Below are 11,838 nucleotides of genomic sequence, written 5' to 3' on the forward strand. Positions count from 1 at the left end.
AAACGCGAAAAGCCTGATAAGAAAGGCGCTCGCCTTCAGTTCAGATGGTCACTTTCTGCGTCAGCAACACGTTGTTTTTCCACAGAATCGGGACAAAGACGCCGTTCGCCGCCGGGCGGCATCTAGCGCTGAAAAAAGATCTGCGCAAGTCGATCGGTTTAGCTACTTGACTAGTAATCTTCGGAGACGCCGGCAGATCGAAGCGCATCAGCCAATCTGTCCCAATCGCTATCATTGTTGAACCGCCACCGGGTTTTGTAAATGTGAATGCGTTCTCCAAGCCTCCAGATTTCCCGCATCTCAGCCTCAACGGAACGACCAAGCATGGAAAGAGTTGCGACATTGAACATCAGCGCATCCCGCGAAGAAGGTTCTCTCGAACGCGCTACCTCCAAGACAGACGCTGCTTCCTCATAGCGCTCAAGAGAAAACAGAATGCCACCTTTTAACGTCAGGTAGTACGTCGGGTAAATTCGGTTCGCAGCGATGGCTTTCTCAATGTCTGTAAGTGCCGCATTCGTTTCACCATTGAGTAGGCGGGCCAAAGCGCGTGTGTATAGAGCGTCAGCTGAGTTCGGTTCAACCTCCAAGGCGTTTACGGCTTGCTGAAACATTTCATTGGTTTGGCCGTCGACACGCATAATCTGCGCCGTCACCAGGTAAGCGAGTGCGGTAGGGTTTTGTTTCGCTAACTCGAGCGTCTCTTCCGAAGACCTTTTGAGAAACCGGCGCTCCAGTTCGGTTTGGTATCCAAATTCTGCGTGCCAGTAGTTTTGCCAAGCTTCAAAGTAAATCAGAGCCAGAAGCGCATATGCTCGCCCGTAGTCGGGATCAAGTTTCGTAGCGACCTCAAGATAAGGTACAGCCTCAGCGAAACTCTGCGCTGTGCCAGTGTCGTATAGATGCAGAGCTTGAAGGTATGCATCAAAAGAAAGAGGGTTTTTGGTGCCACCAATTTCGCTTCTGGCAACTTGCTGGACGTCGAGCTCCACCGGTAGAGAAGACACTACTCGATTGACGACCCGATCCTGAAAAGCGAGAACATTTTCTGTTTCGCCATCAAACCTTTCTGCCCATATCTCCCCTCCTGTCGTGCCATCCACCAGCGTCAGGTTAATGCGGATCGTGTCTTCGACTTTCCTTACGTTTCCGGACAAAATGTAGCGTACGCCCAAATCTTGGCTGATTTGCCTGGGCTCAGCGCTCGTAGATTTGTAACTGTAGGCGCTCGCGCGTGATATAACGAACAACTCTGGAAGTTGGGATAGATCGGTCGTGATGTCATGCGTCAGTCCGTCAGCAAAATAGTCTTGTCCCTGGAGCGACCCGGTGTCACTGAACGGCATCACGACAATCGACGTGCGACCATTGTACAAATCGTTTTCAGTTTGACGGTTCGGAAAGCTTGTAACCGCGAACCATGTCCCGACCAAAAGCAGACCCAAACCGAGCGCATACACACCAAGTCTCAGGCGCCTGCTTAGCTTGCCCAATGGCTCGTCGGCTACGTTTGCGTCTCCAACACCGTCGACGCTGATATGATAGATCTCTACCGGCTCAAGTATGTTTTTTAGCTGCTTTTTGCCTCCCGAGACGAAGCGGACGGGCAGTTGTTTCTGCAATAGTTTGTAAGCAACATCAGATACAACGATGCCGCCTGGAGCAGCGAGCGCTTCAAGACGCGAAACAACGTTCACACCATCTCCCAACAAGTCGCCTTCGTCAGCAACTACATCACCAATATGCACGGCCATCCGGTAGCTAATTTGGTCTCCTTCCGCAATTTGGGCCTGCGAGTTGAGGATTGTCTTTTGCAATTCAATCGCGCAATTCGCCGCGGCAAACACTGAGGGGAATTCAGCGAGAAAGCCGTCACCTGTCGTCTTTATTACCCTTCCGTGATGCAGATTGAGCGCAGGCTTGATAATTGACTTCGTGATTGTCTTTTGTCGGTGTAGAACACCGACCTCGTCGCGTTCGATCAAGCGACTGAACCCGACTATATCTGCGGCAATGATTGCGGTTATGCGTCTTTCCATCGCCCGTCCCTGGGAGCTTCCGCGTCACATCATGCTCTGTGTTGAAGGGCGCTTGGTCAAGCATTTAGGTTTTTCTAGTTTCCCCGAAGATCAATAACCGCTTCGGGCTCATTGCCGCCGCTGGGGCGGTTGCAGCACTTCAATCCGGAGCATGACTACTGCCCGCTAGTACGGCCCGGAGCCGACCTTGAGCGCTATGTTCGAATGCTGCGTATGCAATCCGCATTGATGCCGTTCGCTGCGCAGGCAATATACACGGAGTTATGAACTCACCAAATGCCGGACTTAGTTGCCATTGCCGTCTTCAATCTGAATGGCCGCTTTGCACGCAGCGAACGCAGCTCACAAAATCAACGGAACGAAGTGGAATTATGCTACCGTCGCGAACTAGTGCGACCTGAACCGACCTTCGTTTCAAGGCCTGTGTCATGTTTCAATCGATTGGCATGATTTAATTTTGATCCTTTTGATGCCCACGACGGGTCTCCGCGGCGACTTCCAGCACTTTCACGTAGGCGATCATTCATACGGGCAGAGTTCTTGTTCCTTAAGTTCAGTTCTTAATTGTCGGCAGTTCAGATACAAGCCGCAAGCTCGCGTTGATCCCTTCCAGTTGGTAGTGGGGCCTTAGGAAGAAGCGGGCGTTGTAGTAACCCGGGCGCCCTTCGACGTTGTCGACCTCCACCTCGGCGGCAGCCAGCGGGCGACTCGCCTTGGTCTTGTCATCCGCCATGGCCGGGTTGGCCAGCACGTAGCGGTTGATCCATTCGCTTAATCGCCTGGGGCGGCAATGCGGACAAAACCGACATTCAGGTGTCGTGAAGAATCCAAGCTAGGCGACCTACTTCAAGTAGCGCCACTGTACGACGTGAAGAGGGATTGGTCTCACAAATGAAAAAATACGAAGGAAGCTGCCACTGCGGAGCTATTACATTCGCCTTCGTGTGTCCTGAAGTGATACGCATCATGCGATGCGACTGCTCTTTGTGCGCACGCAAAGGGATCGCGATGACAACAACTACGATTGCGCCCACAGATATTGAGATTTGTGATCCAGAAGGTGTCCTCGCGACTTACCAGTTTGGCACGATGACAGCGCGACATCACTTTTGCAGCCGTTGTGGCGTCCACACATTTGTCGAGACACGACTGAACCCTGGGCACTATCGCGCAAACCTCGGTTGCGTCGATGAACTTGATGCCATGAGATTGCCAGAGGAACTGTACGACGGGAATTCGCTCTGAGCCGAGAGAGCGCATGTTAGGTAGCTTAGGGCTCGCGTCGCAAGTTCGCCGCGCCAGGCATGAACGGCTGTTTTTCGAGATCAGGGCCGTTCACCTGGTCGGGCTTGGACTGGCAGTGAGGCGGACAAAACTGACCTTGGAGTCTACACCTTCGCTGACGCAGGATCCACCGCACTGGCAGCAACAGTTTTCCCTTCAACAGGGAAAATCGCCAAAGCGGCCGTTCCACAGAGGGCTTGGGAGTTCCTTGATCGCTCTTTGACCAGATGACGCTCCGGCATGGAAACTAAGGGACTTGGCCCAGCCCATAACCAGAGCTGGCAAATAGACGTCAGGATCATAAAATTGGGCTTCTTCGCGCAAGGAAAGCGAACACAGGCAACATTGTTACGATCCAGACCACGCTATAAATTGCGGATGGGATGGCATATTCGCTTAACCCATTGGTGTTAGGCAACAGCAAGGTGGCAATTGCGATCCCCAAAGCTCCATTTTGAACGCCGGTCTCAATTGAAATCGTCTTCGCCTCGATGTCTGTGCATCCGAGCATCCCTGAACTCATGATGCCAATAAACGTGAGTGACACACCTACAACCAAAAGTGCGGGTCCAAGCCTAAGGAAGTTATCCGCGACCACCACCCAGTTTGAAATGATCGCGCCTCCGATGACCAGCGCAAAAAGTAGCATAGAGACCTTGCTAAAGACTGGTTCGACAGCGGCTACAATCCGCGGCGCCAGTGACCGCGCGGTCACCCCGACTAGGATTGGAGAAGTTGTTAAAAAAAACATTGCTAAAGCCGTCGAAGAGATGTCGATAGCGGGCGCAGTTGCCCCCATGAACATCTGCATCGAAAACCCCAGGATAAGCGGTACGGTAACGACACAAGTCAGACTGAAGACTGCTGTAAGAGTAACGGACAAAGCAACATCCCAATTCGAAAGCTTGGTTACGATGTTACTGATCGCCCCGCCCGGACAGGCCGCTAAAATCATAATGCCAACGGCTGTCTCGGCGGAAATCCCAAAGATAAAGATCACCATCAAAGCGATGCAAGGCAGCAAAATGATCTGGTTGAGAGCCCCGACGCAAAAGGCACGTGGACGTCGTCCGATGCGTTGAAAGTCAGCCGCTGTGAGTCCGAGGCCAAGGCAGAACATGATGACAACAACTGCGAGCGGCAGCAGCACAGATATAAAAATTTCGCCCATCTATCATGACCTCTATGACTGCATGCTTCCGCACGCTTTCGGACGATACCGTTCAGAAAACCTGATGACGAGTTTTATCAGTTTGGCGCATTTATCCTCAAGCGCCCGAAGATCGAGGCTGTCTTTATTTATTATACCTATCACAGGGTTGGACGATCTGGTGTGAAAGAGCTTTCCAGTGCTAATCTCACTGTATGGCAAGTGTAACCTATGCATTCGCCCGCGCGATGGCCAACGCCGCCGGGATGACGTTGAACGACGATGGCGCTCTGATTTCGAATGGCGCTGTCATGCTGCGTTTACCAGAAGCTCAAGATGGCCAATTGGCGGATGATGCGTATTTCGATCTGATCGATTGGATTCGTGCGCAACAAGCGGACGAGGCCGCGTTGGTTGAGGCCTATGCGAACGCGATTGCGACCGATGATCTCGGCGTACTTGGCTTGGCCGTAAAGACAGCTCCGACCTTGAGGCAATCTTTGCAACGGATCGAGCGTTATTTTCGTCTCGTGACGGACACCGCAGTTTACAGACTTGATGAAACTGGCGATCCGGTCCTTTGGGTTTTTGAAGGACAAACACCACATCGCGCCGCCTTGGAACTGCGCAACGAATGCGCGCTTGCTGCCTTTGCAAGGAACATGCATCGGTTTGTGGGTGATGGGTTGTCGCTCGCATATGTCACGTTTCAGCATGCATGCAGACAAGAGCCAGAACGTTACGCCGAATATTTCGGGTGCCCGGTTCGATTTGTGAGCGACCACAACGCCATTGCGATGCGCCCTGCTATGCTCGAATGCGTAAATCGTCTTGGCGATCCGGGCTTGTCAGATTTCATGACGAAACATCTGGATGAGGAATTCAATTCTCTGGATGATGATTTGTCACTGAGCAACGTACTTGTTCATCGACTTACGCCAGCCCTGAGTAACGGCGCACCGCAGGCGGCGCATGTCGCCCAAGAGATGGGAATGAGCGAGCGCACCCTTTATCGCAGGTTGGCCGAAGAAGGGCTGACCTATCGCGACGTTCTTGGTCAGGCACAAGTTGCACTCGCTCGTGACCTGCTCCGTGACGGTAAGGCTTCCATAGCCGAGATCGCCTTTATGACCGGGTTTTCGGAACAGAGCACGTTCAGCCGCGCCTTCAAGCGTTGGGTCGGACAGGCTCCCGCTCGTTTCCGACAGCAAGCGACCTCCGACTAGGCGTACACCTCAAGACCACATGGCAGGTTCGGTCAAAACCTTGGCAGGGCCTGCCAATACCTCGGCCAATGTTGTGCCTAACTTCTTCTTTGTCAGATCCACCTGGGGCGCTCCGGAGTAAAGCAAACCCATTTGCCCCTCTCAGACAAAGGAAATTTGCAATGAGCAATCATGACCACAAACATGGAGCAAGCTGCGCTTGCGACGTCACGCCCGAACGCGTTGATATGGCGCGCCGGCGACTCTTGCAACAAGCCGCCGGTGCGGCCGCGGCAGGTACAACAATAGTGGCTGGCGGGCAGGCCCTTGCCGCGACCGATGAGGCCCGCGCCTACTATGCTGACCCGGAAAATCCAGGCCTTCCCCAAATCGACATGACCATCGAACCGGGGCGTACCGCGCTTGTGGTGACCGACCCCCAGATTGATTTTCTGTCAGAGGACGGTGTGACGTGGGGCGTTGTTGGCGAAAGCGTGACCGAACAGGGCACCGTCGACAATATCGAACGGCTTTTCATCGCCGCTAAGGCAGTCGGGATGCCGGTCTTCATCTCGCCCCACTATTACTACCCGCATGATCACAAGTGGGAGTTCGAGGGCACTCTGGAAGCCACGATGCACAGCATAGGTATGTTTGACCGCCTGGGACCGCTCAACCTGGACAATTTCGAGGGCTCAGGTGCCGACTGGATGCCGCAGTACAAAAAGTACATTGAGGATGGCGAAACCATCATTTGTTCGCCCCACAAGGTTTATAGCCCTGCTCAGAACGACCTGAACCTGCAGTTGCGCAAGCGCAAGATCGACAAGGTGATCCTTGCGGGGATGTCGGCGAACCTGTGTACGCAAGCGCATCTCTACGAACTGCTGGAGCTGGGCTACGAAGTTGCTGTCGTTCGCGATGCCACGGCCGGAGCCAAGGTGCCTGAAGGTGACGGGTATCTCGCAGCCATAATCAACTTCCGAATGGTCGCCAACGGCGTCTGGTGGACCGACGACGCGGTTGAGCGCATTGGCCAATCGGCCTGACCCAAATCGATCTTCAAATTTGATCCTGACATCCTGAAAGGACATATCATGACACGCATCTTTACATTTCCCGCACTTACAACAGCGTTGACTCTCGCCCTGGCGGCGGCGGCATTGGCTGACGATGAATACAACGTTTCGAACAGTCTTACCTTGACCGGGCAGCCCCTCGGCATGCATGGCGTCGATCCTGTATCGATGTTTGAAGCCGAAAAACCCGAAATGGGCAACGCCACTTTTACATCGGCCCATGATGGAGTGGACTACTATTTTGCGTCGCAGGCAGCGCAAGCCACATTCGAGGCGAATCCGACGGCACATCTGCCTCAATTCGGCGGGTTCTGCGCCTTTGGCGTCTATGTAGGCAGGAAGCTTGATGGCGATGTTCGGTATGCCGATATCGTGGACAACAAGCTCTATCTCTTTGTGAATGAGGACATCTTCAAGAAGTACCTTGAGGACAAAGAGACCGTGATCCAAGGCGCCCATGCCAAGTGGGCAGACATCCACCACACGCCTGTCGGCAGCCTTTGATCGAGGAATTTGGTGGCTTTTGCCGGTCGGAGCCACCGCTGCCTCTCCCCTCCCCAAAAGGCCGGCATTTCTCCAAGACGCCCTGTCCGCAATGACAATTTGCGTGCGTCGAAAACTCTTCCCAAAGGAAACCAGACATGACTGATTTTGAGACCTATACAATCGCCTCAGCCCCTGATGCCGCGAAACCAATTCTAGAAGCATCGCTGAAAGGATATGGTTTTGTGCCCAACCTTTATGCGGCCATGGCCGAAGCGCCCGCAATTTTGGAAGGCTATACGACACTTTCCAACATCTTTGGAAAGACCAGCCTGTCAGAGACTGAGCGCCAGATCATCCTTATGACTAACAACCGGTTGAACGGGTGCAAGTACTGCATGGCCGCCCATACCACTCTTTCACAGATGGCCGGTGTCCCCGAAGACGTGATCGCAGCGTTACGCGATGGCAGCCCTATCGCCGACCCCAAATTGGAAGCACTGCGCAAATTCGTCATCGTGATCAACGAAAGCCGAGGCTGGCCCAGCGACGCACAGGTCGAGGCGTTTCTGACGGCTGGTTACACACGCCAATCTATGCTGGAAGTCATCCTCGGCACAGCGTTGAAAACCTTGTCGAACTATACGAACCATGTGGCGGACACCGCGTTGGATGATGCCTTTGTGCCAAATGCATGGATCGCCCCGGTCGCGGCGGTGGCTGAATAGCGCGACGCCCGCCCATTTGTTAATCTTGCTTTTGGACCTGTGTTTGGTTCCCGACAAGAAGGGGATCTGATTTGAGACGTCCGACAGCAAAGTCAACAAAAGTGCGCACCTTCGCAGACACGGTTCGTCCCTCTTGATGCACAAGATGGATGGGGACTTCGGGTGGTTCATACGACTTTAGAACAGTCTTGAGCCGCCCATCTGCAATGTAGGGTGCGACTTGATAGGACAGAAGCCGCCCGACACCATGACCTTGCAAGGCCAACTCGATCACAGCGTCATTTGTGTTCATGCTGATGCGTGGGCTCATGCGTTTGGTGACAGTCTTTCTGCCCCGTTGAAAATGCCATTGGGCCGATGCATTCAAGGCAGTTGAATTAATGATTGCATGGCAGGGTAAATCGTCGGGCGTATCTGGTTCGCCATATCGGTCAAGATATTTACGGGAAGCAAACACGACCTGCCTCACCGTACCACATCTGACAGCCATCAAACTGGAATCAGCGAGGTTGCCAATTCTGATCCCGACGTCGAGACCCTCATCAATCAGATTGACCACTCGGTCCACATAGAGCGTGCGCGCTGAGAGCTTTGGATACAGATCCAGAAAATCGCCCAAAATTGGAGTGACGAACATACGGCCAAACAAGACTGATGCAGTAACACTAATTTCCCCGGTCGGTTCGGCATAGGAACCGACAGCGGCGCGCTCGGCCTCTTCAAGGTCAGCCAGAATACGTCTGGCATCCTCAAAAAACCTTTGCCCGCTATCAGTCAGCATCACTGAGCGCGTTGTGCGTACAAAAAGACGTAGCCCGAGGCTATCTTCAAGCATAGAAACCAATCGGGTCACTGTCGGTGGTGACATGTTGAGGTGGCGGGCCGCCGCGGCAAAACCTTTCAACTCGGCCACCTTCACAAAGACGTTTAGCGCGTGAAATCTGTCCACAGCATTATTCCACTTTTTGGAATAAAATATTGCCAAGTATCTGAATTCCGCAACATAGAAGATCTGATTAACTTCACCTCAGTCCCAGGGCATCGCCCAGACCGAGATGGAGAATTCAATGGCACGACCCTTTGCAGAGATCAGCTTCACGCCTTCCGTGCGCGAAACGCAGGCCAAAAATGGTTCAGCGAACGGTTACGCGAAGTTTCTGGAAGGCACCCGTCACGAGGACCTGATCAGCCCGATTGAGGCCAGCTTCATCGCGCAAAGGGACGGCTTCTATCAGGCCACGGTCTCAGAAACCGGCTGGCCTTATGTGCAATTTCGCGGCGGTCCAACGGGTTTTCTGAAAGTGTTGGATGAACGGACACTTGCCTACGCCGATTTCCGCGGCAACCGGCAGTATCTCAGCACTGGGAATCTGCTGGGCAATGACCGCATCTCGCTGATCCTGATGGACTACCCCAATCAGAAGCGTCTCAAGATCTGGGGTCAGGCGATGATCATTGGTGCCGAGGACGATCCGGCCCTGATGCAGCGCCTGAGAGCGCCGGACTATCGCGCTCACCCGGAGCGGGCGGTTGTGATCAAGCTTGAAGCGATGGACTGGAACTGCCCACAGCACATCCCCCAACGCCTGACCTTTGAAGAGTTTGAAGATTATCTGGCCCCGTTTCGCACTGAACTGGCAGCGCTGAAAGCACGAAACGCAAGGCTCGAAGCGTCGCTCGGACAGCAAAACTGACCCGTGTCAATCCTGGCGTGTTCAGACGCGTCCCCGTAACCCAATGAAAGGAAATACCCATGTCGCGCAATTTGAAATCCGTCCTGAGCGCCAGCATTCTCGCGCTTTCAATCGCTGCACCAATTGCACCAGCTCCTGCAATCGCAGCAGGGACCGAAATTGAGGCCACGCGGGCCGTCTATTTCCGCGCCGAAAAAATCGACGAAGTCAGTATCGCTTATCGTGAGGCCGGAGATCCGAGCAGGCCCACCGTCCTGCTGCTTCATGGCTTTCCGACTTCCTCGCATATGTTCCGTAACCTTATCCCGGAACTGGCCGAGAACTACCACGTGATCGCGCCCGATTTCCCCGGATTTGGCGCGTCGGACATGCCGATGGCCGAAAACTTCGAGTATTCTTTCGCAAATATCTCTGGAATGATGACGGCGCTGCTTGACCGGAAAGGTATCGATCAATACGCGGTCTATCTGATGGATTACGGTGCCCCGGTTGGTTTCCGTATGTTTGCGGAACAACCCGAACGGGTCACTGGCTTTATCATTCAAAACGGGAATGCTTATGAAGAAGGGCTGCGCGAGTTCTGGGATCCAATCAAAGCCCTTTGGGCCGAGCCATCGCAAGAGAATGGCGACCAGCTTCGTGGATTCCTCACTCTGGATGCCACCAAATGGCAGTTCACCCACGGAGTTCAAAAACCCGAGTTGATCAGCCCGGATAACTATTGGCACGTCCAATACCTGCTTGACCGCGATGGCAATCAAGAGGTGCAACTTGAACTCTTTCTGGATTACGGCACCAACGTTGCCGAGTACCCAAAATGGCAAGCGCTGTTTCGCGAACATCAACCCCCAACGCTGCTGATGTGGGGCAAAAATGATCACATCTTTCCGGTCGAAGGCGCCTATCCCTATCAACGCGATCTGAATGATCTCGAGTTTCATCTGCTCGATACGGGACACTTTGCACTCGAAGAGTATGGGCCCGAGATTGCAGCGCAGATGGCCGCCTTTCTGAACCGCATCACCACCGCTAGCAACTGACGTGGAACTGGCCGCACCGCGCTCAAAGGTGCGACCTCACGCATGGAGTAAGTCAATGAATACGCAAACAAATACTGCCGTAGAGGTAACGGTGGAAATCGTACACGGCTTTGTCGACGGTGGCGCAGGAGGAAATCCCGCAGGCGTCGTCCTGGACGCTGATGAATTGAGCGAACAGGATATGCAAGCCGTTGCGGCAAGGGTTGGATTGTCCGAAACGGCCTTTGTCTCTCGGTCTGAGACTGAAGGCTTCAAACTTGATTTCTTCACACCAAACCGGCGCATTGCTCATTGCGGTCACGCAACAATCGCCGCCTTCTCGCGCCTTGATGCGCTAGGCCGGATTTCCAATCCCAACACCTCGAAGGAGACGGTTGATGGGCCGAGGCGCATACTCATGAAAGAAGGTGCCGCCTATATGGAACAACTGGCCCCAAAATACGCGATACCAGAGGAATGGGCGGAAAAGGGTGTAAGCATCGACGATGTACTGAACTCCCTTGGGATCAGCAGACATCAACTTGATCAGGAGATCCCACCGGTTTTGGTCAATACCGGCAACAGTTTCATTGTTATCGGCCTCGCTGATGCCGAAGGTCTTGCCAAGGTGAAACCAGATTTCGCCAAAATCACACAAATCAGCGAACAACTGGATCTGGTCGGCTATTACGTCTTTACAACAGACCCATCAGCGACCAACCGAGACGCGACAACCCGCATGTTTGCGCCCAGATATGCGATTGAAGAAGAAGCCGCGACGGGGATGGCTGCGGGGCCTTTAGCGTGTGTATTGCACGACTTTGTCGGATCATCTCAACGATCATTTCAAATCGAACAAGGGGTGTTTATGAACCCGGCGAGTCCGAGCCTGATAAAAATCGATCTGGAAATCGATAATGGAACAATCTCTGGCCTCATGGCAGGTGGTTTCGGCAGGGTCATGTGCTCGCGTCGAATTGTTTTCTAGCGTGGCGCTCGCGGCGAATGGCGGGCTGCACCGCAGCAACGACGCCCATCGGGCGACGTCCGAATTGGGCCGTCCGCTGAATTTTGCAAAGTTCTCAATCTGCGGTTTCGCTTTCAAGGGCGGATTTAGATCGCATCGGGGTCATGGTTCTCTCTGGGGTCGAACGAGC

The 11,838-nt window shown here is 53.6% G+C and carries 11 protein-coding genes and 1 pseudogene; 8 read left to right on the top strand and 4 right to left on the bottom strand.

Features of this window, described 5'->3' with window-relative positions; genetic code table 11:
• Positions 1-170: 170 nt before the first annotated feature.
• On the bottom strand, positions 171-2,039 hold the full coding sequence (locus tag ACR0K9_RS21010) for an adenylate/guanylate cyclase domain-containing protein (RefSeq protein ID WP_480826014.1): 1,869 nt from the start codon (positions 2,037-2,039) through the stop codon (positions 171-173).
• A 553-nt stretch (positions 2,040-2,592) separates the two neighbouring features.
• Positions 2,593-2,814 (bottom strand): annotated as a pseudogene (locus ACR0K9_RS21015) (type VI secretion system contractile sheath large subunit); the annotation flags it as partial.
• 116 nt (positions 2,815-2,930) lie between these two features.
• Here ACR0K9_RS21015 and ACR0K9_RS21020 point away from each other — a divergent pair.
• Positions 2,931-3,284, top strand: coding sequence for a GFA family protein (locus tag ACR0K9_RS21020; RefSeq protein ID WP_480826016.1), 354 nt, complete (start codon positions 2,931-2,933; stop codon positions 3,282-3,284).
• A gap of 337 nt (positions 3,285-3,621) precedes the next feature.
• Here the strand turns inward: ACR0K9_RS21020 and ACR0K9_RS21025 are convergent, their stop codons facing one another.
• On the bottom strand, positions 3,622-4,494 hold the full coding sequence (locus ACR0K9_RS21025; RefSeq protein WP_480826018.1) for a bile acid:sodium symporter family protein: 873 nt from the start codon (positions 4,492-4,494) through the stop codon (positions 3,622-3,624).
• Positions 4,495-4,688: 194 nt separating this feature from the next.
• Between ACR0K9_RS21025 and ACR0K9_RS21030 the strand changes: the two genes are divergently transcribed.
• From ACR0K9_RS21030 to ACR0K9_RS21045, 4 genes are all read left to right on the top strand, one after another.
• Positions 4,689-5,699 (top strand): AraC family transcriptional regulator, encoded by a 1,011-nt coding sequence (locus ACR0K9_RS21030; RefSeq protein ID WP_480826020.1) that lies wholly within the window; start codon positions 4,689-4,691, stop codon positions 5,697-5,699.
• A gap of 161 nt (positions 5,700-5,860) precedes the next feature.
• Positions 5,861-6,727: a cysteine hydrolase family protein gene (locus ACR0K9_RS21035; protein WP_480826022.1), complete on the top strand. Its 867-nt coding sequence runs from the start codon at positions 5,861-5,863 to the stop codon at positions 6,725-6,727.
• Positions 6,728-6,775: 48 nt separating this feature from the next.
• Entirely contained in the window at positions 6,776-7,261 is a 486-nt protein-coding gene (locus tag ACR0K9_RS21040; protein WP_480826024.1) for a YHS domain-containing (seleno)protein, read from the top strand.
• 137 nt (positions 7,262-7,398) lie between these two features.
• Positions 7,399-7,968 (top strand): carboxymuconolactone decarboxylase family protein, encoded by a 570-nt coding sequence (locus ACR0K9_RS21045; protein ID WP_480826026.1) that lies wholly within the window; start codon positions 7,399-7,401, stop codon positions 7,966-7,968.
• Positions 7,969-7,987: 19 nt separating this feature from the next.
• On the opposite strand, the gene ACR0K9_RS21050 is transcribed toward ACR0K9_RS21045, so the two are convergent.
• Entirely contained in the window at positions 7,988-8,953 is a 966-nt protein-coding gene (locus tag ACR0K9_RS21050) for a LysR family transcriptional regulator (RefSeq protein WP_480826028.1), read from the bottom strand.
• 82 nt (positions 8,954-9,035) lie between these two features.
• Between ACR0K9_RS21050 and ACR0K9_RS21055 the strand changes: the two genes are divergently transcribed.
• The 3 genes from ACR0K9_RS21055 to ACR0K9_RS21065 are packed head-to-tail and all read left to right on the top strand — an operon-like array spanning position 9,036 to position 11,669.
• Positions 9,036-9,662, top strand: coding sequence for a pyridoxamine 5'-phosphate oxidase family protein (locus ACR0K9_RS21055; protein ID WP_058273058.1), 627 nt, complete (start codon positions 9,036-9,038; stop codon positions 9,660-9,662).
• A 59-nt stretch (positions 9,663-9,721) separates the two neighbouring features.
• Positions 9,722-10,702, top strand: coding sequence for an alpha/beta fold hydrolase (locus ACR0K9_RS21060; RefSeq protein WP_480826030.1), 981 nt, complete (start codon positions 9,722-9,724; stop codon positions 10,700-10,702).
• Positions 10,703-10,757: 55 nt separating this feature from the next.
• Positions 10,758-11,669, top strand: a complete 912-nt coding sequence (locus ACR0K9_RS21065; RefSeq protein WP_480826032.1) for a PhzF family phenazine biosynthesis protein — start codon at positions 10,758-10,760, stop codon at positions 11,667-11,669.
• The last annotated feature ends 169 nt before the right edge of the window (positions 11,670-11,838 follow it).

It is taken from the genome of Ruegeria sp. L12 (assembly GCF_056531745.1).

Coding starts and splice junctions, on each gene's coding strand:
- ACR0K9_RS21010 (WP_480826014.1), bottom strand. CDS start 2,039: ATGGAAAGACGCATAACCGCAATCATTGCCGCAGATATAGTCGGGTTC.
- ACR0K9_RS21020 (WP_480826016.1), top strand. CDS start 2,931: ATGAAAAAATACGAAGGAAGCTGCCACTGCGGAGCTATTACATTCGCC.
- ACR0K9_RS21025 (WP_480826018.1), bottom strand. CDS start 4,494: ATGGGCGAAATTTTTATATCTGTGCTGCTGCCGCTCGCAGTTGTTGTC.
- ACR0K9_RS21030 (WP_480826020.1), top strand. CDS start 4,689: ATGGCAAGTGTAACCTATGCATTCGCCCGCGCGATGGCCAACGCCGCC.
- ACR0K9_RS21035 (WP_480826022.1), top strand. CDS start 5,861: ATGAGCAATCATGACCACAAACATGGAGCAAGCTGCGCTTGCGACGTC.
- ACR0K9_RS21040 (WP_480826024.1), top strand. CDS start 6,776: ATGACACGCATCTTTACATTTCCCGCACTTACAACAGCGTTGACTCTC.
- ACR0K9_RS21045 (WP_480826026.1), top strand. CDS start 7,399: ATGACTGATTTTGAGACCTATACAATCGCCTCAGCCCCTGATGCCGCG.
- ACR0K9_RS21055 (WP_058273058.1), top strand. CDS start 9,036: ATGGCACGACCCTTTGCAGAGATCAGCTTCACGCCTTCCGTGCGCGAA.
- ACR0K9_RS21060 (WP_480826030.1), top strand. CDS start 9,722: ATGTCGCGCAATTTGAAATCCGTCCTGAGCGCCAGCATTCTCGCGCTT.
- ACR0K9_RS21065 (WP_480826032.1), top strand. CDS start 10,758: ATGAATACGCAAACAAATACTGCCGTAGAGGTAACGGTGGAAATCGTA.